At 71.5% G+C, this 24,908-nt stretch carries 21 protein-coding genes and 2 pseudogenes; 3 read left to right on the top strand and 20 right to left on the bottom strand.

All coding sequences use genetic code 11. The annotated features are described in order from the left end of the window. From AB0O82_RS19120 to AB0O82_RS19030, 19 genes and pseudogenes are all read right to left on the bottom strand, one after another. Nucleotides 1-245: pseudogene (locus AB0O82_RS19120) on the bottom strand (2-oxoglutarate ferredoxin oxidoreductase subunit alpha); the annotation flags it as partial. A 250-nt stretch (nucleotides 246-495) separates the two neighbouring features. Then, the gene (locus tag AB0O82_RS19115) at nucleotides 496-1,158 is read right to left on the bottom strand and encodes a response regulator transcription factor (RefSeq protein WP_363585065.1); all 663 of its coding nucleotides are present in this window, start codon (nucleotides 1,156-1,158) and stop codon (nucleotides 496-498) included. A 115-nt stretch (nucleotides 1,159-1,273) separates the two neighbouring features. After that, nucleotides 1,274-2,284: a polyprenyl synthetase family protein gene (locus AB0O82_RS19110; RefSeq protein ID WP_363585063.1), complete on the bottom strand. Its 1,011-nt coding sequence runs from the start codon at nucleotides 2,282-2,284 to the stop codon at nucleotides 1,274-1,276. A 303-nt stretch (nucleotides 2,285-2,587) separates the two neighbouring features. Next, on the bottom strand, nucleotides 2,588-4,210 hold the full coding sequence (nuoN, locus tag AB0O82_RS19105; RefSeq protein WP_350877774.1) for an NADH-quinone oxidoreductase subunit NuoN: 1,623 nt from the start codon (nucleotides 4,208-4,210) through the stop codon (nucleotides 2,588-2,590). An 11-nt stretch (nucleotides 4,211-4,221) separates the two neighbouring features. Further along, nucleotides 4,222-5,841: an NADH-quinone oxidoreductase subunit M gene (locus AB0O82_RS19100; RefSeq protein ID WP_363585062.1), complete on the bottom strand. Its 1,620-nt coding sequence runs from the start codon at nucleotides 5,839-5,841 to the stop codon at nucleotides 4,222-4,224. Nucleotides 5,842-5,875: 34 nt separating this feature from the next. Next, nucleotides 5,876-7,771, bottom strand: a complete 1,896-nt coding sequence (gene nuoL, locus AB0O82_RS19095; protein ID WP_363585060.1) for an NADH-quinone oxidoreductase subunit L — start codon at nucleotides 7,769-7,771, stop codon at nucleotides 5,876-5,878. 13 nt (nucleotides 7,772-7,784) lie between these two features. Beyond that, nucleotides 7,785-8,084, bottom strand: coding sequence for an NADH-quinone oxidoreductase subunit NuoK (gene nuoK, locus AB0O82_RS19090; protein WP_363585058.1), 300 nt, complete (start codon nucleotides 8,082-8,084; stop codon nucleotides 7,785-7,787). Between the two features lie 227 nt (nucleotides 8,085-8,311). Continuing rightward, nucleotides 8,312-9,115 (bottom strand): annotated as a pseudogene (locus AB0O82_RS19085) (NADH-quinone oxidoreductase subunit J); the annotation flags it as partial. Beyond that, nucleotides 9,112-9,714 (bottom strand): NADH-quinone oxidoreductase subunit NuoI, encoded by a 603-nt coding sequence (gene nuoI, locus AB0O82_RS19080; RefSeq protein WP_363585056.1) that lies wholly within the window; start codon nucleotides 9,712-9,714, stop codon nucleotides 9,112-9,114. The pseudogene AB0O82_RS19085 and the gene nuoI, both read right to left, overlap by 4 nt. A 6-nt stretch (nucleotides 9,715-9,720) precedes the next feature. Next, nucleotides 9,721-11,049 (bottom strand): NADH-quinone oxidoreductase subunit NuoH, encoded by a 1,329-nt coding sequence (nuoH, locus tag AB0O82_RS19075; RefSeq protein ID WP_363585054.1) that lies wholly within the window; start codon nucleotides 11,047-11,049, stop codon nucleotides 9,721-9,723. Then, nucleotides 11,046-13,589, bottom strand: coding sequence for an NADH-quinone oxidoreductase subunit G (locus tag AB0O82_RS19070; RefSeq protein WP_363585052.1), 2,544 nt, complete (start codon nucleotides 13,587-13,589; stop codon nucleotides 11,046-11,048). The genes nuoH and AB0O82_RS19070 overlap by 4 nt, the downstream gene beginning before the upstream one ends. Further along, nucleotides 13,586-14,947, bottom strand: a complete 1,362-nt coding sequence (gene nuoF / locus AB0O82_RS19065; RefSeq protein WP_363585050.1) for an NADH-quinone oxidoreductase subunit NuoF — start codon at nucleotides 14,945-14,947, stop codon at nucleotides 13,586-13,588. Before nuoF ends, AB0O82_RS19070 begins: the two co-directional genes overlap by 4 nt. Then, complete coding sequence (gene nuoE, locus AB0O82_RS19060) at nucleotides 14,947-15,702, bottom strand: NADH-quinone oxidoreductase subunit NuoE (RefSeq protein ID WP_363585048.1); 756 nt, start codon at nucleotides 15,700-15,702, stop codon at nucleotides 14,947-14,949. Before nuoE ends, nuoF begins: the two co-directional genes overlap by 1 nt. Then, nucleotides 15,699-17,075: an NADH-quinone oxidoreductase subunit D gene (locus AB0O82_RS19055; RefSeq protein WP_363585047.1), complete on the bottom strand. Its 1,377-nt coding sequence runs from the start codon at nucleotides 17,073-17,075 to the stop codon at nucleotides 15,699-15,701. Before AB0O82_RS19055 ends, nuoE begins: the two co-directional genes overlap by 4 nt. Beyond that, the gene (locus tag AB0O82_RS19050) at nucleotides 17,075-17,788 is read right to left on the bottom strand and encodes an NADH-quinone oxidoreductase subunit C (protein ID WP_363585045.1); all 714 of its coding nucleotides are present in this window, start codon (nucleotides 17,786-17,788) and stop codon (nucleotides 17,075-17,077) included. The genes AB0O82_RS19055 and AB0O82_RS19050 overlap by 1 nt, the downstream gene beginning before the upstream one ends. Next, nucleotides 17,785-18,339 (bottom strand): NADH-quinone oxidoreductase subunit B, encoded by a 555-nt coding sequence (locus AB0O82_RS19045; RefSeq protein ID WP_063348147.1) that lies wholly within the window; start codon nucleotides 18,337-18,339, stop codon nucleotides 17,785-17,787. Before AB0O82_RS19045 ends, AB0O82_RS19050 begins: the two co-directional genes overlap by 4 nt. Before the next feature lie 100 nt (nucleotides 18,340-18,439). After that, on the bottom strand, nucleotides 18,440-18,799 hold the full coding sequence (locus tag AB0O82_RS19040; protein WP_030060100.1) for an NADH-quinone oxidoreductase subunit A: 360 nt from the start codon (nucleotides 18,797-18,799) through the stop codon (nucleotides 18,440-18,442). Nucleotides 18,800-19,355: 556 nt separating this feature from the next. Beyond that, nucleotides 19,356-20,408 carry a DMT family transporter gene (locus AB0O82_RS19035; RefSeq protein ID WP_363585043.1) on the bottom strand — a complete coding sequence of 351 codons (1,053 nt, stop codon included), beginning with the start codon at nucleotides 20,406-20,408 and terminating at the stop codon, nucleotides 19,356-19,358. Nucleotides 20,409-20,656: 248 nt separating this feature from the next. Continuing rightward, the gene (locus AB0O82_RS19030; RefSeq protein ID WP_363585041.1) at nucleotides 20,657-21,322 is read right to left on the bottom strand and encodes a CatB-related O-acetyltransferase; all 666 of its coding nucleotides are present in this window, start codon (nucleotides 21,320-21,322) and stop codon (nucleotides 20,657-20,659) included. Between the two features lie 94 nt (nucleotides 21,323-21,416). Here AB0O82_RS19030 and AB0O82_RS19025 point away from each other — a divergent pair, with 94 nt between their 5' ends. The 3 genes from AB0O82_RS19025 to AB0O82_RS19015 all read left to right on the top strand — a co-directional run bounded on the left by AB0O82_RS19025 (nucleotide 21,417) and on the right by AB0O82_RS19015 (nucleotide 23,425). Further along, nucleotides 21,417-22,181 (top strand): TetR/AcrR family transcriptional regulator, encoded by a 765-nt coding sequence (locus AB0O82_RS19025; protein WP_363585039.1) that lies wholly within the window; start codon nucleotides 21,417-21,419, stop codon nucleotides 22,179-22,181. An 85-nt stretch (nucleotides 22,182-22,266) separates the two neighbouring features. Beyond that, a complete protein-coding gene (locus AB0O82_RS19020; RefSeq protein ID WP_363585037.1) occupies nucleotides 22,267-22,965 on the top strand; it encodes a peptidylprolyl isomerase in 699 nt (232 codons plus the stop codon). A gap of 97 nt (nucleotides 22,966-23,062) precedes the next feature. Then, a complete protein-coding gene (locus AB0O82_RS19015) occupies nucleotides 23,063-23,425 on the top strand; it encodes a MazG-like family protein (protein ID WP_363585035.1) in 363 nt (120 codons plus the stop codon). A 62-nt stretch (nucleotides 23,426-23,487) separates the two neighbouring features. Here the strand turns inward: AB0O82_RS19015 and AB0O82_RS19010 are convergent, their stop codons facing one another. Beyond that, the gene (locus tag AB0O82_RS19010) at nucleotides 23,488-24,777 is read right to left on the bottom strand and encodes a geranylgeranyl reductase family protein (protein ID WP_350877772.1); all 1,290 of its coding nucleotides are present in this window, start codon (nucleotides 24,775-24,777) and stop codon (nucleotides 23,488-23,490) included. Nucleotides 24,778-24,908 lie beyond the last annotated feature (131 nt).

Raw genomic sequence — 24,908 nt, 5'->3', positions numbered from 1 at the left:
AACGACGCCGTCTCCGAGGTGAACCGGTCACCGGTGAGCTGCATGCCGTCACCCGAGTCACCGGCGAAACGGATGATCACCCGGTCCAGTCGGCGGATCGGCTTGCCGTGCCTCGGCGGCGAACCTCCCGGGGCCGTTGGATCGGCGGGCACGGCCGCACCGGGGCGTCCGTCACCGTTCCCGGAACGACCACCGTCGCCGTCCGAGCCGTCCACTGCCTCTGACTGATCGACCTGACTGGTCACTGCCGCGGACCTCCTCGAGGGCACACCACCGCGGGCGCGGCCCCGTGCCCCGTCCGCTTGGTGCACCTCCCGCATCCTATGCGCGGGCACTTGATCCCGGACGGAACTCCCACGTGCGGCGGGAAAACACCGGCCCGCGCCCGAACCGCAAACCGCACACGGGGTACAACGTCCGGCCGCCGGAGATCATTCCGCGTCCGACGGCCGCTCCCCCGCCCCCTACCCCCGAGCTGCCCGGCCGCCGGGACGGCTACGAGTTGAGGTAGGTGAGCACCGCCAGCACCCGGCGGTGGTCCTCCGGGCTCTGCGCCAGGCCCAGCTTCAGGAAGATGTTGCTGACGTGCTTCTCCACCGCGCCGTCCGAGACCACCAGCTGCTTGGCCACCGCGCTGTTGGTGCGGCCCTCCGCCATCAGCCCGAGCACCTCCCGCTCGCGCGGGGTGAGGTTGGCCAGCACGTCGCCCTTGCGGCTGCGGCTGAGGAGTTGCTGCACCACCTCCGGGTCCAGCGCGGTGCCGCCCTCGGCGACCCGGACCACCGCGTCCGCGAACTCGCGCACCTCCGCGACCCGGTCCTTCAGCAGGTAGCCGACGCCCCGGGTCGAACCGGCCAGCAGCTCGGAGGCGTACCGCTCCTCCACGAACTGCGACAGCACCAGCACGTTCAGCTCCGGGTAGCGCCCGCGCAGCTCGACGCAGGCGCGCAGGCCCTCGTCGGTGTGGCTCGGCGGCATCCGCACGTCGGAGACCACGACGTCCGGCAGTTGCCCGGCCGCGGCCAGGTCGTGGATGGTCTTCACCAGCGCGGCGCCGTCCCCGACACCCGCCACGACCTCCAGGCCCCGGTCGGTGAGCAGCCGGGTCAGGCCCTCCCGCAGCAGTACGGAGTCCTCGGCTATGACGACGCGGCGCATGGTGACCTTCCCGGCAGGGCAGAGCTGACAGGGGCCAGTCTCCCCCATCCGGGTGAACACCCGGCCCGCCGTCCGCGGATCCGCCGGTCAGGGGCTGCCGCCCGCCGCGCCCCGGTCACATGGTCCGGATCGCCACCGCGTCGCAGAGCCCCTCCAGGGCCGCCTTCGCCGCGCAGTCCGGCAGCGGGGCGAGCAGCGCCCGGGCGTCCTCGGCCTGGCGCAGCGTCTCCCGGCGGGCGCGCTCCAGCGCGGGGTGGCGGCGCAGCAGCCGCAGCGCCTCGGCGTGCAGCTCGTCGTCGGCGAGGTCCAGGGTGAGCAGTTCGCGCAGCCGGGTGTCGGCCGGGTCGGCGGGGTCAGCCGGCATCTGCTCCAGCAGCAGGGTCGGCAGGGTCGGCACGCCCTCGCGCAGGTCGGTGCCGGGGGTCTTGCCGGACTCCTGGCCGTCGCTGGCGATGTCCAGCACGTCGTCGGCCAGCTGGAAGGCGATGCCGATCCGCTCGCCGAACTCGCTGAGGGTGTCCACCATCCACGGCTCGGCGCCGGCCATCAGCGCTCCTATCCGGCAGGAGACCGCGATCAGCGAACCGGTCTTGCCGGCCAGCACGTCGAGGTAGTGCAGCAGCGGGTCGCCGTCCGGGCCGGGGCCGCGGGTCTCCAGGATCTGGCCGGTGACCAGCCGCTCGAAGGCGTCGGCCTGCATCCGCACCGCCTCGGGGCCGAGGTCGGCGAGCACCTGGGAGGCGCGGGAGAACAGGAAGTCGCCGGTGAGGATGGCCACCGAGTTGTCCCAGCGGGAGTTGGCGCTGGGGGCGCCGCGGCGCACCGGGGCCTCGTCCATGACGTCGTCGTGGTACAGGGTCGCCAGGTGGGTGAGCTCGACGACGACGGCCGCCGGCACCACGCCGGGCGCCCCCGGGTCGCCGAACTGCGCCGCCAGCAGCAGCAGCAGCGGACGGAAGCGCTTGCCGCCGGCCTCGATGAGGTGACTGGCGGTGATGGTGATGAACGGGACGTCGCTCTTGACGGCCTCGGCGAGCGCCGTCTCCACCGCGTCCAGTCCGGCCTGAACGTCCCGGGTCAGGTCGCGGTCCTGCACGCTGAGCCCGAAGGGTCCCACGACGGTCACGAAGACCACTCCTCTGTCCCTGGTCGATCTAGCGGCCTGGTCCCTGAGTGCCGCCGCTGGCCATACAGGCAGGGTATCCGGTCACGAGTGGATCACTGCACGGGCGTGCGGATCCTGTCATGATCGGGCCGGATGCCCTGGTCAGGGCGGCTGTGGGGGCAGTACTGCGGTGGGGGCGAATTCAGCTGGAAAACACGGGCCGGAGCCCCTCCGCCGGCGGGCCGGCGGCAAACGCGCGTCCGGACCGCGCGCCGAGGGCGCGGCCCGGACGGGCCCGGGGCGGCGGCGCCGCCCCGGTGGCGGTCAGCGGACGAACAGCGCGGCCTTAGACGCCAGGTCCAGGAAGTACTGCGGCAGCAGGCCGAGACCCAGCGTGACCAGCACCCCCACCCCGATCGCGGTCGCCGTGAAGGCGCTCGGGATCGCCACCGTCGGGCCGCCCGGCTTCGGGTCGGAGAAGAACATCAGCACGATGACCCGGATGTAGAAGAACGCGGCCACCGCCGAACTCAGCACACCGACGATCACCAGCGGCGTCGCCCCGCCGGCCGCCGCCGCCTGGAACACCGCGAACTTCCCGGTGAACCCGGAGGTCAGCGGGATCCCGGCGAAGGCCAGCAGGAACAGCGCGAACACCGCCGCCACCAGCGGCGAGCGCCGGCCCAGCCCGGCCCAGCTGGACAGGTGGGTCGCCTCGCCCTTGGAGTCGCGCACCAGGGTGACCACGGCGAACGCGCCGAGCGTCACGAAGGAGTACGACAGCAGGTAGAACAGCACCGAGGACAGGCCCTGCTTGTTGGTGGCGATCACGCCCGTGAGGATGAACCCGGCGTGCGCGATCGAGGAGTACGCCAGCAGCCGCTTGACGTCCTGCTGGGTGACCGCCAGCACCGCGCCCACCACCATGGTGAGGATCGCCACCCCCCACAGCACCGGCCGCCAGTCCAGCCGCAGGCCCGGGAAGGCCACGTAGAACAGCCGCAGGAACGCCCCGAAGGCCGCGACCTTCGTCGCCGCCGCCATGAAGCCGGTCACCGGGGTCGGCGCGCCCTGGTACACGTCCGGGGTCCAGGAGTGGAACGGCACCGCGCCGACCTTGAACAGCAGGCCGACCGCGAGCATCGCCAGGCCGATCAGCAGCAGCGCGTCACTCTGGGTGCTGCTCAGCTGCGCCGGGGTGGTCATCGCCTTGCCGGAGATCACGTCCGAGATGTCGCCGAGCTTCACGCTGCCCGCGTAGCCGTACAGCAGCGCGGTGCCGAACAGGAAGAACGCCGAGGCGAAGGCGCCCAGCAGGAAGTACTTGACGGCCGCCTCCTGGGAGAGCAGCCGGCGGCGCCGGGCCAGCGCGCAGAGCAGGTACAGCGGGAGGGAGAAGACCTCCAGCGCCACGAACATCGTCAGCAGGTCGTTGGCCGCGGGGAACAGCAGCATCCCGCCGACCGCGAACATGGTGAGCGGGAAGACCTCGCTGGTGGCGAAGCCGGCCCGGACCGCGGCCCGCTCCTGCTCGCCGCCGGGGGTGGCGGCGGCCTGGGCCGCGAAGGCGTCGGCGGGCAGGCCGCCCGCCTTGGGCTCCAGCTTCCGTTCGGCGTAGGTGAGCACCGCGACGACGGCGGCCAGCAGGATCACGCCCTGCAGGAACAGCGCCGGGCCGTCCAGCGCGACGGACTCCATGGCCAGCAGGTCGACCCGGGTGGAGCCGAAGCCCTGGGAGGCCAGCACCACCACGGCGACGAAGGAGCCGATCAGCCCGGCCAGGGCGAGCGACACCTGCGTCCAGTGCCGGTACCGGCGGGGCACGAAGGCCTCCACCAGGATGCCGGCCACGGCGGCGCCGAACACCACCAGCATCGGGGAGAGCTGGCCGTACTCCAGGTGCGGCGCCGGGATGCTGGCGGTGTTGCCGCCGGCGGCGGCGAGCATGCCGGTGGTGCTCACTTCTGCTCACCTCCTGAGGTGGCGGCGACCGGGTGGGCCGGCGCCGGGTCGGTCTCGTGGACCTGCGAGAGCGTCGCGTTCACCGAGGGGTTGACCAGGTCGGTGAGCGGCTTGGGGTAGACGCCGAGCAGGATGGTCAGCGCCACCAGCGGGGCGACCACGGCCAGTTCGCGGACCTTGAGGTCGGGCATCCCGCCGACGCCGGCCTTCACCGGGCCGGTCATGGTGCGCTGGTACAGCAGCAGGGCGTACAGCGCGGCCAGCACGATGCCGAAGGTCGCCACGATGCCGATCGCCGGGTAGCGGGTGAACGTGCCCACCAGCACCAGGAACTCGCTGACGAACGGGGCCAGCCCGGGCAGCGACAGGGTGGCCAGACCGCCGATCAGGAACGTCCCGGCGAGCACCGGGGCGACCTTCTGCACCCCGCCGTAGTCGGCGATCAGCCGCGAGCCGCGGCGGGAGATCAGGAAGCCCGCCACCAGCATCCACGCGGCGGTGGAGATGCCGTGGTTGACCATGTAGAGGGTGGCGCCGCTCTGGCCCTGGCTGGTCAGCGCGAAGATGCCCATGATGATGAAGCCGAAGTGCGAGATCGACGCGTAGGCGACCAGCCGCTTGATGTCCTTCTGGCCGACCGCCAGCAGCGCGCCGTAGATGATCCCGATCACCGACAGGACCAGGATCACCGGGGCGAAGGTCTTCGAGGCGTGCGGGAACAGCCCGAGGCAGAAGCGCAGCATCGCGAAGGTGCCGACCTTGTCCACCACGGCGGTGATCAGCACGGCGGTGCCGGCGGTGGCCTCGCCCATCGCGTTCGGCAGCCAGGTGTGCAGCGGCCACAGCGGGGCCTTCACCGCGAAGGCGAAGAAGAAGCCCAGGAACAGCGCCTTCTCGGCGGTGCCGGACAGCTGGAGCTTGCCGTCGGCGATCGCCGAGGTGAGGGTCCGGAGGTCGAAGGTGCCGAAGCCCTGGTCCTGCGCGATCACGTACAGGCCGATCACGGCGGCCAGCATCACCAGGCCGCCGAGCAGGTTGTAGAGCAGGAACTTCACGGCCGCGTACGAGCGCTGGCGCGCCGCGTCGGGGCCGCCGGCCCGGTCGCCGAAGCCGCCGATCAGGAAGTACATCGGGATCAGCATGGCTTCGAAGAACACGTAGAAGAGGAAGACGTCGGTGGCGTAGAAGGAGACGACCACCATCGCCTCCACCGCCAGGATCAGGGCGAAGAAGCCCTGGGTACGGCGCCTGCCCTCAAAGGTGCCGTCGGGAGAGGCAGGCCCCGGGTCGGCGTCGTGCCAGGAGGCCAGCATCACCACCGGCACCAGGACGGCGGTGAGCAGGGCGAGGACGGCGCCGATGCCGTCCACGCCGAGCGAGAAGGTGATGCCGAAGGAGCGGATCCAGCTGTACGACTCGGTCAGCTGGTAGCGATCGCCGTGCGGGTCGAAGCGGGTCGCCACCACGGCGGCCAGCACCAGGGTGACGACCGAGACGCCCAGGGCGACGGCCTTGGTGGTCGAGCGGCGGCGCTCGGTCGACCCGGCGGGCAGGGCGGCGGTCAGCACCGCGCCGGCCGCCGGGACGGCACAGGTGGCGGTCAGCAACGCGCTCATGGCCGCACCCCCCACGTGGAATCTGCGCGAGTCATCAGACGGACCTCATCAGGAGAGTCGTGGCGACCAGCACCAGCGTGCCGCCGAACATGGAGAGCGCGTACGAGCGGACGAAGCCGTTCTGGACCCGCCGCAGCCGACTGGACACGCCGCCGATGGTGGCGGCCAGGCCGTTGACGAAGCCGTCCAGACCGCGGCTGTCGAAGTAGACCAGCGTCGCGGTGAGCGCCGAGCCCGGGCGGACCAGGACGGCGTGGTTGAAGTCGTCCTGGAGCAGGTCGCGGCGGGCGGCCCGGGTGAGCGGGGAGCCGACCGGCGGCACCACGGGGACGGCGGAGCGCCCGTACATCAGGTACGAGACGAGGACGCCGGCCAGCATGCAGGCCGTGGTGAGCACGGTGACCACCAGCGGGGCGAGCGGCGAGTTGCCCTCGGAGTGTCCGGTGACCGGCTCCAGCCAGGTCAGGAACGAGTCGTTGAAGGCGAACAGCCCGCCCGCGAAGACCGAGCCGAAGGCCAGCAGGACCATCGGGATGGTCATGGTCTTCGGCGACTCGTGCGGGTGCGGGGCGTTGCCCTCCGCGTCCGGCTGCCAGCGCTTCTCGCCGAAGAAGGTCAGCAGCATCACCCGGGTCATGTAGAACGCGGTGACGGCGGCACCGGTCAGCGCGCACAGGCCGAGGATCCAGCCCTCGGTGCCGCCCTTGGCGAAGGCCGCCTCGATGATCTTGTCCTTGGAGAAGAAGCCGGACAGGCCGGGGAAGCCGATGATCGCCAGGTAGCCGAGGCCGAAGGTGACGAAGGTGACCGGCATGTACTTGCGCAGGCCGCCGTAGTGACGCATGTTCACCTCGTCGTTCATGCCGTGCATGACCGACCCGGCGCCGAGGAACAGCCCGGCCTTGAAGAAGCCGTGCGTCACCAGGTGCATGATCGCGAAGGCGTAGCCGATCGGGCCGAGCCCGGCCGCCAGCACCATGTAGCCGATCTGCGACATCGTCGACCCGGCCAGCGCCTTCTTGATGTCGTCCTTCGCGCAACCGACGATCGCACCGAACAGCAGCGTGACCGCGCCGACCACCACCACGGCGGTCTGCGCGTCCGGCGCCAGGTCGAAGATCGCCGACGAGCGGGTGATCAGGTAGACGCCGGCGGTCACCATGGTGGCCGCGTGGATCAGCGCCGACACCGGGGTCGGGCCCTCCATCGCGTCGCCCAGCCAGGACTGCAGCGGCACCTGCGCCGACTTGCCGCAGGCCGCCAGCAGCAGCATCAGGCCGATCGCCGTCAGCTTGCCCTCGCTCGCCTGCGCCGCCCCTCCGAAGACCGGCTCGAAGGCGAAGGAGCCGAACTCGGTGAACATCAGCATGATCGCGATCGACAGGCCCAGGTCGCCGACCCGGTTGACGATGAACGCCTTCTTCGCCGCCGTCGCCGCGCTCGGCTTGTGCTGCCAGAAGCCGATCAGCAGGTACGAGGCGAGGCCCACGCCCTCCCAACCGAAGTACAGCAGCAGGTAGTTGTCGGCGACCACCAGCAGCAGCATGGCGGCCAGGAACAGGTTCAGGTACGCGAAGAAGCGGCGCCGGCGCTCGTCGTGCGCCATGTAGCCCACCGAGTACAGGTGGATCAGCGTGCCGACGCCGGTGATCAGCAGGACGAAGGTCATCGACAACTGGTCGAGCCGGAACGACATGTCGGCCTGGAACCCGTTCACCGGGATCCAGCTGAACAGGTGCTCGGTGACGGCCCGGTGCTCGGCCTCGCGGCCCAGCATGTCCCAGAACAGCGCCAGGCCGAAGCCGAACGAGAGCGCCGCGAGGGCGGTGGCCAGCCAGTGGCCGAAGCGGTCCAGCGCGCGGCCGCCGAGCAGGAGCAGGGCGGCGCCGGCCAGCGGGGCCGCCACCAGCAGCGGAATGAGAGAGTTCACCGAGGCCCTCCGCCTACAGCTTCATCAGATTGCTGTCGTCGACCGAAGCGGAGTGCCTGGTCCGGAAGATGGAGACGATGATGGCGAGGCCGACCACGACCTCGGCCGCCGCGACCACCATCGTGAAGAACGCGATGATCTGGCCGTCCAGGGTGCCGTGCAGCCGGGAGAAGGTCACCAGGGCGAGGTTCGAGGCGTTCAGCATCAGCTCCACGCACATGAACAGCACGATCGCGTTGCGCCGGATCAGCACTCCGGCCGCGCCGATGGTGAACAACAGGGCCGCGAGGTACAGGTAGTTGGCCGGGTTCACTCCGCTCCCTCCTCGTCGGCGCGGCCGTTCAGGCCGTCCTTGCCGTTCAGGCCGTCCTTGCCGTTCGAACCGCCGTTGCCGTTCAGACCGCCGTTGCCGTTCAGACCGCCGTTGCCGTTCAGACCGTTCGGACCGCCGTTGCCGTCCTTGCCGTTCACCGACGCCGGCACCGACGCCGGCACCGGCTCCAGGGACTTGCGCGGTCCGGCGACCGCCGGCCGCTCGGACGACGGCCGGCCCAGCCAGTCCGCCGTGGTGTTCTCCAGCTCGGCCATCCGCCGCAGCATCTCCTGGCTGACGTCCCGGACCTGGCCGCGCTCGCGCAGCGTCGCCATCACCGAGTCCTCGGCGATCGTGCCGTCCGGCAGCAGCGCCGGAACGTCCACCGCGTTGTGCCGCGCGTACACGCCCGGCGCCGGCAGCGGCGGCAGCTGGAGGTTGTCCACGACCCGCTGGGCGGCCAGCTCGCGCTGCGTCTTCGGCGCCTTCACGTGCTCGCGGTGGGTCAGCACCATCGCACCGATCGCCGCGGTGATCAGCAGCGCGCCGGTGACCTCGAACGCCCACACGTACCGGGTGAAGATCAGCCGGGCCAGGCCCGGCACGTTGCCCTCGGCGTTCGCCTCGGACAGGCCGGTGAAGTGGTCCAGCCGCGCGTTGGCGATCCCGGCGATCAGCAGCACGCCGAAGCCCAGCCCGCACAGCACCGCGGCGAACCGCTGGCCCTTCAGCTGCTCCTTCAGGGAGTCCTCGCTGGTGACGCCGACCAGCATCACCACGAACAGGAACAGCATCATGATCGCGCCGGTGTAGACGACGATCTGCACCACGCCCAGGAACACCGCGCCCTGCGCCATGTAACAGACCGCCAGCGCCATCATCGTGGCCGCCAGGCACAGCGCGCTGTGCACGGCCTTGCGCATCAGCACCATGCCGAGCGCGCCGCCGACCGCGATCACCGCGAGCACCCAGAACTGGACGGCCTCCCCGACGGAGGTCGTCCCGGTCGCGGCCAGGTTGAGGGAGGTCACTGCTGGACCTCCCGCTCCCGGTCGGTGCGCTCCTGCTGGACCGTCCCGGGCGCCGCCGCGGTGATCTCGCCCCGGTAGTACGCGCCCTCGTCGGCGCCCGGGAAGATCGCGTGCGGGGCGTCCACCATGCCCTCGGACAGGCCGACCAGCAGCTGCTCCTTGGTGAAGATCAGGTCCCGGCGCGAGGAGTCGGCCAGCTCGTACTCGTTGGTCATGGTGAGCGCGCGGGTCGGGCAGGCCTCGATGCACAGCCCGCACAGGATGCAGCGGGCGTAGTTGATCTGGTAGACCGCGCCGTAGCGCTCGCCCGGCGAGTAGCGCTCCTCCTCCCGGTTGTCCGCGCCCTCCACGTAGATGGCGTCGGCCGGACAGGCCCACGCGCACAGCTCGCAGCCGACGCACTTCTCCAGGCCGTCCGGGTGCCGGTTCAGCTGGTGGCGGCCGTGGAAGCGCGGAGCGGTGGGCTTCTTCTGCTCCGGGTACTGCTCGGTGAGCCGCTTCTTGAACATGGCCTTGAAGGTCACGCCGAAGCCGGCGGCCGGGCCGAGGATCGACGGCTTGTCGGGCCGCTCGGCCCGCTCCGTCTGGTCGGACGACATCTCGGTTCAGCTCCCTTCGGTATGGTCGGCCCCGTTGAGGGCGTCCTGGAGTTGCTTCGGGGCCCGGCTGCGCCGGCGCGGCACCGGCGGGAGCTCCTGTCCGGGCAGCGGGGGCACCGGGTATCCGCCCGCCATCGGGTCGAACTCCCCCTTCGGTAGGGCGGGTTCGGGCTCGGGCTCCTTCTTCAGGAAGTCCCGCAGCAGGGCGAGCAGCAGGATCGCCCCGACCGGCGCGCCGACGTACAGCACCACCTCGCCGAAGCCATAGCCCTCGTTGCGCAGCGCCCGCACGCTCGCGATCAGCACCAGCCACACCAGCGAGACCGGGATCAGCACCTTCCAGCCCAGCTTCATGAACTGGTCGTAGCGGAACCGGGGCAGCGTGCCGCGCAGCCAGATGAAGAAGAACAGCAGCAGCTGGATCTTCAGCGTGATCCACAGCATCGGCCACCAGCCGTGGTTGGCGCCCTCCCAGAAGGTCGACACCGGCCACGGGGCCCGCCAGCCGCCCAGGAACAGGGTGGAGGCCACCGCCGAGACGGTCACCATGTTGACGTACTCGGCCAGCATGAACATCGCGAACTTCAGCGAGGAGTACTCGGTGTTGAAACCGCCGACCAGCTCGCCCTCGGCCTCCGGGAGGTCGAACGGCGCCCGGTTGGTCTCACCCACCATCGCGATGATGTACACGATGAACGACACCGGCAGCAGCGCCGCGAACCAGGTCGGCTGCTGGTGCGCCACGATCTCCGAGGTCGACATCGACCCCGAGTAGATGAACACCGCCGCGAAGGACAGGCCCATCGCGATCTCGTAGCTGACCATCTGCGCGGCCGAGCGCAGCCCGCCCAGCAGCGGGTACGTCGAACCGGACGACCAGCCGGCCAGCACGATGCCGTAGATGCCGATCGAGGCCGTCGCCAGGATGTACAGCAGCGCCACCGGGAAGTCGGTCAGCTGCATCGCCGTCCGGGTGCCGAAGATCGACACCTCGTTGCCGGCCGGCCCGAACGGGATCACCGCGAAGGCCATGAACGCCGGGACGGCGCAGACGATCGGGGCCAGGATGTAGACCACCTTGTCCGCGCCCTTGACCACCAGGTCTTCCTTGAGCGCGAGCTTCACGCCGTCCGCCAGGGACTGCAGTATCCCCCACGGCCCGTGCCGGTTCGGCCCGATGCGCAGCTGCATCCAGGCCACCACCTTGCGCTCCCAGACGATCGCGATCAGCACCGTCAGGACCAGGAAGCCGAAGCAGAACACCGCCTTCAGCAGCACCAGCCACCACGGGTCCTGCCCGAAGAAGTGGAGCGTCTCGTACGGCTGCGGAGTCATCGCTCCTCCCCTTCGCTGCCCGCGTCGCCCGCCGCGGCCTCGGCCCTCGCGGCCGGCTCGGGGGCGGCCACGGCGATCGTGACCAGATGGCCGACGGTGGTGCCGAGCGCGCGGTGGGCGCCGCCCGGCGTGGAGTTGAGCGGGATCCAGACCGTGCGGTCCGGGATCGAGTCGGTGACCTCCAGCGGCAGGGTCAGCGAGCCGGCCGGGCCGGTCAGCCGCAGCGCCCCGCCCGCCCCACCCGCCTCGGCGCCGGCCTCCGGCGCACCGACCTCCTTCGCGGTGGCCGGCGAGACCCGGGCCACCGCCCGGTGCCGGGTGCCCGCCAGGTGCGGATCACCCTGCTGCAACGTGCCGTTGTCCAGCAGCTGGCGCCAACCCGCCAGCACCGCCTGGCCGGTGGCCGGGCGGGGCAGCACGCCGGGATGCGCGGCCGGGTCCGCGGACCGGTCACCCGTCCACGGGGTGAAGTGGTCCAGCTCCAGCCGGGCCGCCCGGACGTCCGGCAGGCCCAGCCGGTGGCCCAGCGCCTCCGCCAGCATGGTCAGCACCCGCAGGTCCGGGTACAGGTGGCGGCCCATCTGCTGATCGGGCTTGAGCGCCGCCTCGAACATCCGCAGCCGGCCCTCCCAGTCCAGGAAGGCGCCGGCCTTCTCCGCCACCGCCGCCACCGGCAGCACCACGTCCGCGCGCGCCGTCACCGCGGAGGGCCGCAGCTCCAGCGACACCACGAACGGCACCGCCGCCAGCGCCGCGTCGGCCAGCGCCGGATCCGGCAGGTCGTCCGGGTCGACGCCGCCGACCAGCAGCGCGTCCAGCTCGCCGTGCGCCGCGGCCGTCAGGATCTGCTCGGTGTCCCGGCCCGGCCGGGACGGCAGCTCCGCCACCCCCCACACCCCGGCGGCCTCCGCCCGGGCGGCCGGAGCCGCCACCGGACGGCCGCCGGGCAGCAGCCCCGGCAGCAGGCCCGCCTCGACCGCACCGCGCTCACCCGCCCGGCGCGGCACCCACGCCAGCCGGGCGCCGGTCGCGTGCGCCAGGCGCAGCACCGCCGTCAGCGCGCCCGGGGCGGCGGCCAGCCGCTCGCCCACCAGGATCACCGCGCCCGGGCCGCGCAGCAGCTCGGCGGCCCGCCCGGCCTCGTCGTTCAGCGGCTCGTCGGCGGCCAGCGCGGCGAACCACTCCGCCTCCGTGCCCGGGGCGGCCGGCAGCAGCGCGCCGCGCAGCTTGGCCAGGCCCCGGGAGGCGAACGCCGCCACCGAGTACACCTTCAGGCCCCGGTCGCGGCTGGCCTTGCGCAGCCGCAGGAAGACGATCGGCGACTCCTCCTCCGGCTCGAAACCCGCCAGCAGCACCGCCGGCGCCTGCTCCAGCTGCTCGTAGGTCAGGCCCTCGCCGTCCACGTCCACCCCGCGCCCGGCGACGGCGGCGGCCAGGAAGTCCGCCTCCTCGCCGCTGTGCGGGCGGGCCCGGAAGTCCACGTCGTTGGTGCCGAGCACCACCCGCGCGAACTTCCCGTACGCGTAGGCGTCCTCGACGGTGACCCGGCCACCGGTCAGCACCCCGACGCGGGCGCCGCGCAGTCCCTCGGCGGCCCGGGCGAGCGCCTCCGGCCAGGAGGCGGGCACCAGCTCGCCGTCCACCCGCACCAGCGGGGTGGCGATCCGGTCCCGCTGCTGGGCGTAGCGGAACGCGAACCGGCCCTTGTCGCAGTTCCACTCCTCGTTGACCGCCGGGTCCTCGCCCGCCAGCCGGCGCAGCACCTTGCCGCGCCGGTGGTCGGTGCGCTGGGCGCAGCCCGAGGAGCAGTGCTCGCACACGCTCGGCGAGGAGACCAGGTCGAACGGGCGGGAGCGGAAGCGGTAGGCCGCCGAGGTCAGGGCGCCCACCGGGCAGATCTGGATGGTGTTCCCGGAGAAGTACGAGTCGAGCGGCTCGTCGTCCCCGGTGCCGACCTGCTGGAGCGCGCCGCGTTCCAGCAGGTCGATGAACGGGTCCCCGGCGATCTGCTGCGAGAAGCGGGTGCAGCGCGCGCACAGCACGCAGCGCTCCCGGTCCAGCAGCACCTGGGTGCTGAGCGGGATCGGCTTCTCGTAGGTGCGCTTCATCCCCTCGAAGCGGGTGTCGGCGTCACCCGTGGACATCGCCTGGTTCTGCAGCGGGCACTCGCCGCCCTTGTCGCAGACCGGGCAGTCCAGCGGGTGGTTGATCAGCAGCAGCTCCATCACGCCGCGCTGCGCCTTCTCGGCCACCGGTGAACTCACCTGGGTGCGCACCACCATGCCCTCGGCGACCGGGATGGTGCAGGAGGCGACGGGCTTGCGCTGGCCCTCGATCTCGACGATGCACTGCCGGCAGGCGCCGGCCGGGTCGAGCAGCGGGTGGTCGCAGAAGCGCGGGATCTGGGTGCCGATCCGTTCGGCGGCCCGGATCACCAACGTCCCCTTGGGGACCTGCACTTCGACGCCGTCGATGGTGAGCGTGACCAGCTCGACCGCGGCCTTGTCGCCCGTGGAGGTGGATGGCTCTGTGATCGTCACGCGTGCACCTCCCTTTCGGTGGCGGACTGGTGGCCGGGGCGGGGGCCGTCGGCCCAGACGGTGGAGGCGGCCGGGTCGAACGGGCAGCGGCGCTCGGCCAGGTGCTGCTCGTACTCGGCCCGGAAGTGCTGGAGGGAGGAGACGATCGGGCTCGCGGCGCCGTCGCCCAGTGCGCAGAAGGACTTGCCGTTGATGTTGTCGGCGATGTCGAGGAGCTTCTCCAGGTCCCCGTCGACGCCCGCGCCCGCCTCGATCCGTTTGAGCAGCTGGACCAGCCAGTAGGTGCCCTCGCGGCAGGGGGTGCACTTGCCGCAGGACTCGTGGGCGTAGAACTCGGTCCAGCGGGTGACCGCCCGCACCACGCAGGTGGTCTCGTCGAAGACCTGCAGCGCCTTGGTGCCGAGCATCGAGCCAGCCGCGCCGACACCCTCGTAGTCCAGCGGGACGTCCAGGTGCTCGTCGGTGAACATCGGGGTGGACGAGCCGCCCGGGGTCCAGAACTTGAGCCGGTGCCCGGGGCGGACGCCGCCGCTCATGTCCAGCAGCTGGCGCAGCGTGATGCCCAGCGGCGCCTCGTACTGGCCGGGGTTGGTGACGTGGCCGGAGAGCGAGTACAGCGTGAAGCCGGGGGACTTCTCGGTGCCCAGGCCCTTGAACCACTCCTTGCCGCGGGCCAGGATCGGCGGCACCGAGGCGATCGACTCGACGTTGTTGACCACCGTCGGGCAGGCGTACAGGCCGGCGATCGCCGGGAACGGCGGCCGCAGCCGGGGCTGGCCGCGGCGGCCCTCCAGCGAGTCCAGCAGTGCCGTCTCCTCGCCGCAGATGTAGGCGCCGGCGCCGGCGTGCACGGTGATGTCGAGGTCGACGCCCGAGCCGAGGATGTCCCGGCCGAGCAGCCCGGCCTGGTACGCCTCGGCGACGGCCGCGTGCAGGCGGCGCAGCACCGGGACGACCTCGCCGCGCAGGTAGATGAACGCGTGGTCGCAGCGGATCGCGTAGGAGGCGATGATCATGCCCTCGATCAGCGCGTGCGGGTTGGCGAACAGCAGCGGGATGTCCTTGCAGGTGCCCGGCTCGGACTCGTCCGCGTTGACCACCAGGTAGTGCGGCTTGCCGTCGTTCTGCGGGATGAACTGCCACTTCATCCCGGTGGGGAAGCCGGCGCCGCCGCGACCGCGCAGCCCGGAGTCCTTCACCAGGGCGATCACGTCGTCCGGCGGCATCGCCAGGGCCGCCTTGAGGCCGTCGTAGCCGTGGTGGCGGCGGTAGGTGGCCAGCGTCCAGGGCCGTTCGTCGTCCCAGGAGGCGGACAGGACGGGGGTGAGCAGCTTCTCGGCCGGCTCGGCGGCGGTCATCACGCTTCCGTCCCTTCGTGGCCGGTGCCCTCGTGGCGGGGCGCGACGACCTTGGTGCCGCCGGTGCCGGGCAGCGCCTCGCCCTTGGCCAGGCGCAGGCCGGCCAGCGAGGGCGCGCCGCCCGCGCCGGACTCGTCGTTGGCACCCGGGCGCTCGTCGGGGAAGCCCGCCAGGATCCGGGCGGACTCCTTGAAGGTGCACAGCCGGGCGCCGCGGGTCGGCCGGACCTCCCGGCCCGCGCGCAGGTCGTCGACCAGCCGCTTGGCGCTCTCCGGGGTCTGGTCGTCGAAGAACTCCCAGTTGACCATCACCACGGGCGCGTAGTCGCAGGCCGCGTTGCACTCGATGTGCTCGATCGAGATCTCGCCATCCCCGGTGGTCTCGTTGTTGCGCACGCCGAGGTGCTGCTGGAGCTCGTCGAAGATCTGGTCGCCGCCGAGCACCGCGCACAGGGTGTTGGTGCAGACCCCGACGTGGTACTTCCCGGCCGGGCGCCGCCGGTACATGGTGTAGAAGGTGGCGACGGCGGTGACCTCGGCGGTGGTGAGGTCCAGCTGCTCGGCGCAGAACCGGATGCCGGTCGGGCTGACGAAGCCCTCCTCGGCCTGCACCAGGTGCAGCAGCGGCAGCAGCGCCGACCGGGCCTGCGGGTAGCGGCCGATCAGCTCCGCGGCGTCGGCGGCAAGCCGGGCGTGCACCTCCTCGGGGTACGGTGTGGCCGGCAGCGCCGGCATCCCCAACTGGACGTCTGTCACCGGTCCACGCCTCCCATCACCGGGTCGATCCCGGCCACCGCGACGATCACGTCGGCGACCTGGCCGCCCTCGCACATCGCCGCCATCGTCTGCAGATTGGTGAACGACGGATCCCGGAAATGGACCCGGTACGGGCGCGTCCCGCCGTCGCTGACCACGTGCACGCCCAGCTCGCCCTTGGGCGACTCGACCGCCGCGTACGCCTGGCCGACCGGGACCCTGAAGCCCTCGGTGACCAGCTTGAAGTGGTGGATCAGGGCCTCCATCGAGGTGCCCATGATCTTGCGGATGTGGTCGAGCGAGTTGCCCATCCCGTCCGGGCCGACGGCGAGTTGGGCGGGCCAGGCGATCTTCTTGTCGGCCACCATCACCGGGCCCGGCCGCAGCCGGTCCAGGCACTGCTCGACGATCCCCAGCGACTGCCGCATCTCCTCCAGGCGGATCAGGAAGCGGCCGTAGGAGTCGGCGCTGTCCGCGATCGCGACCTCGAAGTCGTAGTCCTGGTAGCCGCAGTACGGGTCGGTCTTGCGCAGGTCGTGCGGCAGGCCGGTGGCGCGCAGGATCGGGCCGGTGGCGCCGAGGGCCAGGCAGCCGGGCAGGTCGAGGAAGCCGACGTCGACCAGGCGCGCCTTGAACACCGGGTTCCCGGTGGCGAGTTTGTCGTACTCGTGCATCCGGGAGCGCAGGGTCTTCACGCATTCGCGGATCTGGTCGACGGCGCCGGGCGGGAGGTCCTGGGCGAGGCCGCCGGGGCGCACGTACGCGTGGTTCATGCGCAGGCCGGTGACCAGCTCGAAGACGTCCAGGATCAGCTCGCGGTCGCGGAAGCCGTAGATCATCAGGGTGGTGGAGCCGATCTCCATGCCACCGGTGGCCAGGCAGACCAGGTGCGAGGCGATCCGGTTGAGCTCCATCATCAGCACCCGGATCACGCTGACCCGGTCCGGGATGTCGTCGGTGATGCCGAGCAGCTTCTCGACGGCCAGGCAGTACGCGGTCTCGTTGAACAGCGGGGTCAGGTAGTCCATCCGGGTCACGAAGGTGGTGCCCTGGACCCAGTTGCGGAACTCCATGTTCTTCTCGATGCCGGTGTGGAGGTAGCCGATGCCGCAGCGGGCCTCCTTCACCGTCTCGCCGTCGATCTCCAGGATCAGCCGCAGCACGCCGTGGGTGGACGGGTGCTGGGGGCCCATGTTGACGATGATGCGCTCGTCGTCGGCCCGGCCGACCGCCTCGACCACCTCGCCCCAGTCGCCGCCGGTGACCGTGAAGACCCGGCCCTCGGTGGTCTCCCGGGCCTCTGCCTGCTCGGTCTCCTCGTGGGGTCGAGTCTCTTCGTCGTGCCGAGCATCTTCGTGGTGCCGAGTACTCATCAGCTGTACGACCTCCGCTGGTCGGGAGCCGGGATCTGGGCGCCCTTGTACTCGACGGGGATGCCGCCGAGCGGGTAGTCCTTGCGCTGCGGGTGGCCCAGCCAGTCGTCCGGCATCATGATCCGGGTGAGCGCCGGGTGGCCTTCGAAGACCAGGCCGAAGAAGTCGTAGGCCTCGCGCTCGTGCCAGTCGTTGGTCGGGTAGACGCTCACCACGGAGGGGATGCGCGGGTCGGCGTCCGGCGCGGTGACCTCCACCCGGATCAGCCGTCCGTGGGTGATCGACCGCAGGTGGTAGACCGCGTGCAGCTCGCGGCCCTTGTCGTCGGGGTAGTGCACGCCGCTCACGCCCAGGCACAGTTCGAAGCGCAGCGCCGGGTCGTCGCGCAGGGTGCGGGCGGTCCGGAGCAGGTGGGCGCGGTCGATGTGGAAGGTGAGCTCGCCGCGGTCGACGACGGTCTTCTCGATCACCTCGACCGGGTCCAGGCCCTGCTCCTCCAGGGCGCCCTCCAGCTCGTCGGCGACCTCGTCGAACCAGCCGCCGTACGGCCGTTCGCTCGGGCCGGGCAGCACGATCGGCGCGGCCAGGCCGCCGAAGCCGGAGGTGTCGCCGCTGTCCTGGGCACCGAACATGCCCTGCCGGCGGCCGACCACCTCGACCGGGATCTCGCGGACCGGGTGCTCGCGACGGGTCTCGGGTAGCTGCTCGTTCATCGCAGCAGCCCCCGCATCTCGCTGACCGGGGTGGCCTTGAGGGCGAGCGCCTCGCCCAGTTCCTCGGCCCGGATCCGGTTCGCGCCCAGCGGCTCGTGCTGGATCTTGTCGTGCAGCTTCAGGATGGCGTCCATCAGCATCTCCGGGCGGGGCGGGCAACCGGGCAGGTAGATGTCCACCGGGACGATGTGGTCGACGCCCTGCACGATCGCGTAGTTGTTGAACATCCCGCCCGAGGAGGCGCAGACGCCCATCGAGATGACCCACTTCGGGTTGGCCATCTGGTCGTACACCTGGCGCAGCACCGGGGCCATCTTCTGGCTCACCCGACCCGCCACGATCATCAGATCGGCCTGCCGGGGGGAACCCCGGAACACCTCCATGCCGAACCGGGCCAGGTCGTAGCGGCCGGCGCCGGTGGTCATCATCTCGATCGCGCAGCAGGCCAGACCGAAGGTGGCCGGGAAGAGTGACGCCTTGCGCACCCAACCGGCGGCCGTCTCCACGGTCGTGAGCAGAAAGCCGCTCGGCAGCTTCTCCTCGATTCCCATCAGATCCCTCTCAATGCCCTCAAGAAGCCCTCAAGTCCTGTGGTACGTCGGCCCGTTCGGGCTTGTCCGCTCGTTCACAAAGGCGGCGGCCACCCCGCGCTCAGTCCCACTCCAGGCCGCCGCGGCGCCACACGTAGGCGTAGGCGACGAAGACCGTGGCGATGAACAGGAGCATCTCGACCAACCCGAAGATCCCCAGGGCGTCGAAGGTCACCGCCCAGGGATAGAGAAAGACGATCTCGATGTCGAAGACGATGAAGAGCATCGCCGTCAGGTAGTACTTGATCGGGAACCGACCGCCGCCCACGGGCTGCGGGGTCGGCTCGATGCCGCACTCGTACGCCTCCAACTTGGCCCGGTTGTAGCGCTTGGGGCCGGTGAGTGAGGCCATCACGACGGAGCCGACCGCGAACGCCGCCGCGATGGCACCGAGTACGAGGATCGGCGCGTAGGCATTCATAGCCCCCGCTCCCTCCGTCCAGTCGTCCTTGACTGCAGATCGGAACCGGCAGGTCACGCTGAGGTGAACCCGCGTTCCGGTTCCCGGGATCCACCTCATGTGAGGCAGTTCACAAAGCCTGGAACGAGCGCATCCTATGCCCGTCGGCTTGTGATCTGCGACACGCAGTTCAACGTCATCTTTGTGATCTACGCCACGATGGGAATCGTGCCGAATATGAACATGCCCAGAGTTGTCAACACAAAGAAGTCAAATGGTCACAACCAGTCGCATTTACTTGTGAAGCGGCTGGTCAGAGCCGCGCTCCTATATCAACTATGCGTCGACGGGAGCAAATTTCGAGGCGTCATGTTGACGTGTTATAGCGGCTCACCCTGAGGGGTGGCGGGGGACCGAACGCTCGCTTGACCCTTCGTTCACAAGCGTGCGAAACGGTCCTCGGGGCCCTCCCCCTCCCGCCGCCCGCCGCCCGCCGCCCGGTACGCCGAGCACCAGCCGGGCTGGGGCACGGTCTACGCCCGTCGGACGCTGAGTCGCCGGTGACCACCACAGCGGATCACACCGGGGACGGCTCCGGGCCCCGCTCCCCGACCCCGGTCGCGGACTCGGCGACAACAGATCCAGCGGCCTCGGACTCGACGGCCTCGGACTCGACGGCCTCGGACTCAACGGCCTCGGACTCAACGGCTTCGGTCTCCCCGCGCCGGACGGGAGCGGGAGCGGGGACGGAGGCGGGAGCGGTGCGGCGGCCCCACTCGGTGGCGACCATGACCAGGGCTCCGCCGACCAGGGCGAGCGGACCCATCCGGTTCCCGGCGATGGTGATGCCGAAGACGGCGGCCCACAGCGGTTCGGTGCCGAGCAACAGACTCACCCGGGACGGCGAGGTGGCGCGGACAGCCCACATCTGAACGAAGAAGGCGAACAGCGTGCACAACAGGGACAGGTACAGCAACCAGGCCCACTGGCCGGGCCCGTACGAGCGGGCGACGGCCCACGGCGACGGCCCTACGGCCGGCGCGACGGCCGCGAACACGGCTGTCGCGACGGCGAGTTGGACCCAGGTCAGGGCCAGCATGTCGGTTCCGCGGACGGCGCGGGCGCGGGCCGTCGCCAGGACGAAGGCCGAGCGAACCAGGGCGGCGCCCAGCACCAGCAGGTCGCCGAGCGAAGGCGGGCGCAGCCCGCCGTCCCCGGTGAGCAGCGCGACGCCGAGCACGGCCAGCGCGGCGGCCGCGAGGAAGGCGCGCGGCGGCGCCGTCCGGCTGAGGACGCTCTCGCCGAGCGGGGTGAGCACCATCGCGAGGCTGATGATCAGCCCGGCATTGGTGGCGGAGGTGTGCACGGCACCGTACGTCTCCAGCAGGAAGATCCCGCTGAGCACCAGCCCCAGTGCGCCGCCGCCCAGCCACTCGGCGCGGCTCAGCCTCCGTAGCGCCGGCCAGGCGACCATCCCGAGCAGCGGCAGCACCAGCCCGAACCGCAGGACCAGCATCGCCACGGCCGTCCCGGGCTCCGCCACCCGCTGGACGGCGAGGAAGCTCGACCCCCACACCACCGCCACCAGGAGAACCGGCAGGTCGCGAAGGGCCGATGAGGACGAAGACACGGACAGGGAGGCGCGCATGAGTCAGATCCCTCCGAGCGAACGGAACCGGCGGGGCGCGAGTACCGTACGGCGTCGGACGGACCCTGGAGCTGGGCGGAGGGCGCAGCTATCGACGGGGCGGAGCATGGAGCAGGGGGACGCCATCCTCCCGCACCGGCCCACCCGTGATCAACGCCCTGCCGCAGCTCACTGGATCTCCGGCGGGCTCCAGCGCCCCCGGGGCCGACGTCCTTCCCAGGCCCGGCAGGTCAGCGGGCAAGCAGGCCGTTCGCCGCGGCGATCTCCTCGATGTCGGCCGGGGTCCCGGACATGATGGCGCGGACGTGCTCGGTGACGAGCTCGACCGGCCAGTTCCACCAGGCCGCACGGAGCAGTCGCTCGACGTCGGCGCCCTCGAAGCGGCGCCGGATCGGGCGGGCGGGGTTGCCGCCGACGATGGTGTAGGGCTCGACGTCGGCGGTGACCATCGCACCGGCCGCGATGATCGCGCCGTCGCCGATCCGGACGCCGGGCAGGACAGTGGCGCCGAAGCCGAACCAGACGTCGTTGCCGATCACGGTGTCGCCCCGGCTGGGCAGGCCGGTGACGAGGTCGAGGGTCCGCTCGGTCCACTCGCCGCCGAACATCGTGAACGGGAAGGTGGACACGCCGATGGTCGGGTGGGCGGCGCCGGCCATCAGGAAGCGGGCCCCGGTGGCGATCGCGCAGTACTTTCCGATCACCAGCCGCTCGGGTCCGTAGGCGTAGAGGACGTTGCGCTCCTCGAAGCGGGTGGCCCCTTCGGGGTCGTCGAAGTAGGTGTACTCGCCGACCTCGATCCGCGGGTCGGTGACGAGCGGGCGCAGCAGGACGACCCGGTCGTGGCCGGCGAGCGGGTGCAGGGCAGTGGGGTCGGGAATGGCGGTGGCGGTCACGCAGACTCCTCTCGTAACGCGACCAAGGTCGCATTACGATGAGCATGGCACGGCCGCCACACCACAGCAAGCCTTAACGCGACTGGAGTCGACTTTGAACGAGAACGCCCCGGAGCCGACCCACCCCGCGACGACCCACCCCGCCACCACCGCACACCCCGCGACGACCGCCCCCGCCACCACCGCACAGCCCGCGACGACCCACCTCGAAACGACCCACCCCGAGCGCCGCACCCCGACCCCGCGCCCCGGCGGCCGCAGCGCCCGGGTCCGGGAGGGGGTGGTCGCCGCCACGCTCGCCGAGGTCGCCGAGAAGGGGTACGACGGCCTCACCGTCGAGGCGGTCGCGAGCCGCTCCGGCGTCCACAAGGCGACGCTGTACCGGCGGTGGGGCGGAGTGGACGGCCTGGTCGCGGACGCCCTGACCGCCTCGGCCGACCGGCCCTGGCCGCTGCCCGACACCGGCGACCTCCGCGAGGACCTGCGGCTGATCACCCGGGAGGTGTTCACCGTCTTCACCGATCCCGACCTGGGGGCCACCCCCACCGCGCTGATCTTCGCCGCTCAGCGCTCCGACACCGGCGCGACCGCCCTGCGCGCCTTCTTCGCCTCCCGCCACCGCCAGGCCGCCGAGGTCGCCGAACGAGCCGTCGCCCGGGGCGAGTTGCCCACCGGAACGGACGGCGCCGAGGTGGTCCGGGCCGCCACCGCTCCGCTCTACTACCGGCTGTTCGTCACCGGCGAGCCGCTGGACGCCCACACCGCCGAGCGGGCCGCCGACGCCGCCGCGCTGGCCGCCCGCGCCGGGCTGTTCACCTCCGCACCCCGGGCCAACCCCGTTCCCCCGGAGCCCTCCTGACCCTCCACCCGCCCGACGGGGCCTGAAACCCAACGGCCCCTACCGACCTCTACCGGATCGCCGCCCCGGCGTGGATGATGGCGCCATGCCAACCCCGCCGTCCACCACCCTCCGGAAGGCCCGTCACGTGAAGCGCGCACCCTGGGCCCTGCTCGCCGTCGCCACCGTCCTCCCGCTCACGGCGAGCACCGGCACCGCCGTCGCGGACACCCCGCCGCCCGCGCCCGCCTGCGCCTACACGCCCGCGGTGCCGGCCGACAACTTCAAGGGCATCCCCGTCTTCGACGCCAAGAAGGCCGCCCAGCCCTACCGCGCCACCCTGCGCACCAGCCAGGGCGCGATCACCTTCCAGGCGCTGACCGACAAGGCGCCCTGCACCACCTTCTCGTTCCGCTTCCTCGCCGAGCACGACTACTTCGACCGCAGCCACTGCCACCGCCTCACCACCCAGCGGCTCTACGTCCTGCAGTGCGGCGACCCGACCGGAACGGGCAGCGGCGGGCCCGGCTACTCCTTCCCGGACGAGAACCTCACCGGCGCCACCTACCCGGCCGGCACCGTGGCGATGGCCAACGCCGGTCCGAACACCAACGGCAGCCAGTTCTTCTTCGTCTGGAAGGACACCAAGCTCTCCCCCGCCTACACCCCGTTCGGCCGGATCACGGCGGGCCTGGACGTCCTGCAGAAGATCGCCGCGGGCGGCGAGGACGACCAGAACAACCCCGGCGACGGCTTCCCCACCCTCCCCGTGAACATCCGCCACGTGAAGATCAGCACCCGCTGACCGGGAGCCCGCCCCTCACCCCCCACGCCGTTCCCGTGCGTCCGCAGCGCCTCCCGTACGGTGGCAGCACCAACGACACCGCACGGGAGCAGCGCGCATGGACAGCCGGATCTGGGAGAGCGTGGACCACCTCGTCGCGTGGCTCGACGAGCAGGGCACGCAGTCGCCCCGGGAGGAGCGCCTGCTGCGGATCCTCAAGCTCTCCGAGGAGGTCGGCGAGGTCGGCGCCGCGGTGATCGGCGCCACCGGCCAGAACCCGCGCAAGGGCGTCACCCACAGCTGGGAGGACGTCCAGCACGAGCTCTGCGACGTCGTCTTCACCGCCCTCGTCGCCCTCCGGACGCTCACCCCCGACGCGGCCCGGGTCTTCGCCGACCGCCTCGCCTACGTCGAACAGCGCTCCGCCGCCTCCCGCCGCCCGGCGGACGGGGAGCGGAAGACGGCGGAGGAGACGCCCTGAGGTCCTGGAAGGGACCGGGGGGCCGGGGGGACCGAGGGGGCCGGTAGAAGGCCCCGGGCCCGCTACGCGTTGGGCGCGACCTTCGCGAGGCCGTTGATGATGCGGTCCATCGCGTCGCCGCCCTGCGGGTCGGTGAGGTTGGCGAGCATCTTGAGGGTGAAGCGCATCAGCATCGGGTGGGTGAGGCCGCGCTGGGTGGCGAGCTGCATCACCTTGGGGTTGCCGATGAGCTTCACGAAGGCGCGGCCCATCGTGTAGTAGCCGCCGTAGACGTCCTTGAGGACGCGCGGGTAGCCCTGCAGAGCGCGCTCGCGCCCGGTCTCGGTGACCCGGGCGTGGGCCTGGACGATGACGCCGGCGGCGATCTGGCCGGATTCCATCGCGTAGGCGATGCCCTCGCCGTTGAACGGGTTGACCATGCCGCCCGCGTCGCCGACGAGCAGCAGGCCGCGGGTGTAGTGCGGCTGCCGGTTGAAGGCCATCGGCAGCGCGGCGCCGCGGATCGGGTCGGTCATGTTCTCGGGGGTGTAGCCCCACTCCTCCGGCATGCCGGCGCACCAGGCCTTGAGCACCTCGCGCCAGTCGAGTTCGCCGAACGCGGGCGAGGAGTTGAGGATGCCGAGGCCGACGTTGGAGGTGCCGTCGCCCATGCCGAAGACCCAGCCGTACCCGGGCAGCTGCTTGCGCTGGCCGCCGCGGGTGTCCCACAGCTCCAGCCAGGACTCCAGGTAGTCGTCGTCGTGGCGCGGCGAGGTGAAGTACGTCCGGTAGGCGACGCCCATCGGGCGGTCCTCGCGGCGGTGCAGGCCCATGGCGAGCGAGAGCCGGGTGGAGTTGCCGTCGGCGGCGACCACCAGCGGGGCGCGGAAGGTGACCGGCCGCTTCTCGTCGCCGAGCTTGGCGGTGACGCCGACGATCCGGCCGGTGCGCTCGTCCAGGACGGGCCCGCTGACGTTGCAGCGCTCGTAGAGCCGGGCGCCGGCCTTCTCGGCCTGACGGACCAGCAGCTCGTCGAAGTCGGCGCGCTTGCGGACCAGGCCGTAGTCGGGGAAGGCGGACAGCTCGGGCCAGTCCAGCTCCAGCCGGACGCCGCCGCCGATGATGCGCAGGCCCTTGTTGTGCAGCCAGCCGTTCTCGGTGGAGACGTCGATGCCCATGTCCACCAGCTGCTTGGTGGCGCGGGGGGTGAGGCCGTCGCCGCAGACCTTCTCGCGCGGGAACGCGGTCTTCTCCAGCAGCAGCACGTCCAGCCCGGCCTGGGCGAGGTAGTACGCGGTGGTGGACCCGGCCGGACCCGCGCCGACCACGATGACGTCGGCCGTGCTCTCGACCGGGCTGTCCGGTTTCGTCAGATCGGCTGCGGTCTCGGACACGGTGGACACTCTCCTGGAGCTGCGGCTGTGGGGACGGCGGCTTCTGTCTCCGGCAGTCTAGTTCCGTCCCCGCCGCCGGAAACGACCACGCCCCCACACCGCCGGTGCAA

This window comes from Kitasatospora sp. NPDC088264, from assembly GCF_040685715.1.
In the GTDB taxonomy this organism is placed as follows: domain Bacteria; phylum Actinomycetota; class Actinomycetes; order Streptomycetales; family Streptomycetaceae; genus Kitasatospora.
Note: the sequence above shows the minus strand (reverse complement) of the source record. Positions and strands in the feature narration are given on the sequence as shown.